We start from the raw sequence: 2,425 nt of genomic DNA on the forward strand, positions 1-2,425 counted from the left end.
CGCGCCTGCTTTGGGAGCAGGATGCCGCAGGTTCGAATCCTGTCACTCGGACCAACTCTCTTAGAAAAACCGCCTAAATAGGCGGTTTTTCTGTGTTTTTAGTTCGATTTTTTTAATTTCGGCGAGTGCTGTTCAGCGGTGGTTCAAGGGGCAGAAAAGCGGCAGGAACATGAGCGAGGATAGCCGCCGAAACCGCCAAATCCCTAACCCATCCCTAACGGGAGAAATATCGCGCTTTTGGGTGTAGAACAGTCAATCATCATGTTGCTTTCATAGTAGTTACATGATAGCATAAGGACAAGACTGTCATATTATGCCGATAGCCTGTACAGGATTCTCGCTTGTATAGACTATTAGGATTGTTTTGCAAGGAGTTTCACTATGGATGCACATAAAGCAATTATCACAAATATTTTCAATAACTCTACGCTTATAGAAGTACCCTTCTTCCAGCGATCCTATGTTTGGAAAGCGGATCTTTGGGCACGGATGATTGAAGATATGGAGTATATCGTCAAGACAAATAAGCCTCACTTCTTTGGATCTATCATTCTGAAAGAAGGTCGCAGACCACATCCTGGCGAAAATTTTACTGACTGCAGAACGATTGTAGATGGGCAGCAGCGACTGACAACCTTTCTTCTTTTTATGAAAGTTCTGTGTTTGAAACTCGGCCAATCTACGACTTTTGATTGCCAGTTTAGAATTATGGGGCAGTCAATTGCTTTGCGCCACGGGAGAAATGATATTGAAGCTTTCGAAAGAGTTATGGCTTCTACATCCGCAGATAAAATAGATAACCCTGCGCCTCAGTCCAGAATTATTGAAGCGTATAATTACTTTGTTGACCATATTGATGAGAATAAGCTTAACATTATGATGGTCATGATGAATGCCCAATTCGTGCGAATTGATTTGAATGCAGACGAGGACGAACAGCAAATTTTTAACACAATCAATTCTCTTGGCGTTAATTTGACAACCTCGGAATTGTTGAAAAACTACTTTTTCAGCAGAGATACCATTAGCGAATATGAGGCAAAATGGGCCTCTGTTTTTGAAAAAGATGATGATGCAAAATCCTATTGGGATACCGAGATTGAAACTGGTCGAATGAAGCGTGCCATCATTGACATCTTTTTTGATTCTTTCTTCCAGATTTTTATTCAGAACAAGCGATACAATATCAGCAATGACGATAAGATCATGTACGCCAGAGTTGATAGTTTGGCACAATCCTATCAGCATTTTATCGACCATTATTGCGGTGGAGACAAAAGCGTTATACTTAGCCAAATGAAGGATTATGCCATCTGTTTTAGAACTATATTTAATCCAGATACCTGTGGGGTAAGCATTCCGGGCACATTTGGTATTGAGCGTTTAAATATAATAATCTTTGGGTTAAAGACATCTACGCTCATTCCCTATACACTGTATATCGCTAAGAATGTGGATAGTGAGGATGAACGAAATGCCATGTATGGCATCCTGGAAAGCTACATCATGCGCAGAATGGTCGTTCATTCACTAACAAAAAACTATAACAACCTGTTCACTTCTCTGATTCGTAATGAGGTTTTGGATGCCACCTCTTTGGTAGCCAAGCTCCACAGCGGAAATGACGCAACAACATACATTCCTACTAATGAGGAGTTATTGGATGGGTTCCAAAAATCTAAGCTGACCAACCTGCAAGCCAGAGGTATTCTTTACCTCATCGAAAGCTATATCCGTCCTGCAAATAGTGCAACTTTGCTTCTTGGCTTTGATGGGTATAGCTTGGAGCATCTCATGCCAAAGAAATGGAGAAACAACTGGTCCGCCTGCGCCTCAGATGAAATTGCAAAGCAAAGAGATTCGAAGCTACTCACATTAGGAAATCTTGCGATCATTCCTCAAGCGCTAAATGCATCAATACGAGATAGTGATTGGACTACAAAAAAGTCTGGAAAAGGTGCAAATAAGCCAGGGCTTGAAGCCTGCGCCAAGGGACTGGTTACCTTAAATGCTGTTTTATTGGAAGACGAATGGACAGAGGAAAAAATTGATGCCAGAGCTAAGTGGCTGCATGAGATAGCAAAAACTCTTTGGAATATTCAACCCTAAAACAAAGCATAGCGCCACGGAATGGTAATATCTCCGTTGGCGCTATGCTTGTTTCTTATCCCACCTTCTCGAACGGTATCACCTTGCACCGGCTCTCCTCCGGCGGGTCAGGCGGCTCCGGTTCCGGCTTGGCCGTGGCCGTTTCCATGAAGCCTCCGATCTTCTCCGCCGCGCCTCTCTGCATATCGTTGGTGATGTGCGTATAGGTGTCCAGAGTGAACCCGGCGCTGTAGTGTCCCAGCATGCTGGACAGTGTCTTCACATCCACGCCGCTGGAGAGGGCCATAGTAGCGAAAGTATGGCGCAGATCATGGAA

General features: G+C 43.5%; 2 protein-coding genes. One reads left to right on the forward strand and one right to left on the reverse strand.

Annotation, left to right across the window (positions count from 1 at the left end; translation table 11 throughout):
- The first annotated feature begins 381 nt into the window (after positions 1–381).
- A complete protein-coding gene (locus AB5H98_RS13205; RefSeq protein WP_367926346.1) occupies positions 382–2,109 on the forward strand; it encodes a DUF262 domain-containing protein in 1,728 nt (575 codons plus the stop codon).
- A 55-nt stretch (positions 2,110–2,164) separates the two neighbouring features.
- On the opposite strand, the gene AB5H98_RS13210 is transcribed toward AB5H98_RS13205, so the two are convergent.
- A partial coding sequence (locus AB5H98_RS13210; RefSeq protein WP_367926347.1) for a tyrosine-type recombinase/integrase occupies positions 2,165–2,425 on the reverse strand: 261 nt, incomplete at its 5' end.

Source organism: uncultured Ruthenibacterium sp. (genome assembly GCF_963558415.1).
Lineage (GTDB): Bacteria > Bacillota > Clostridia > Oscillospirales > Ruminococcaceae > Ruthenibacterium.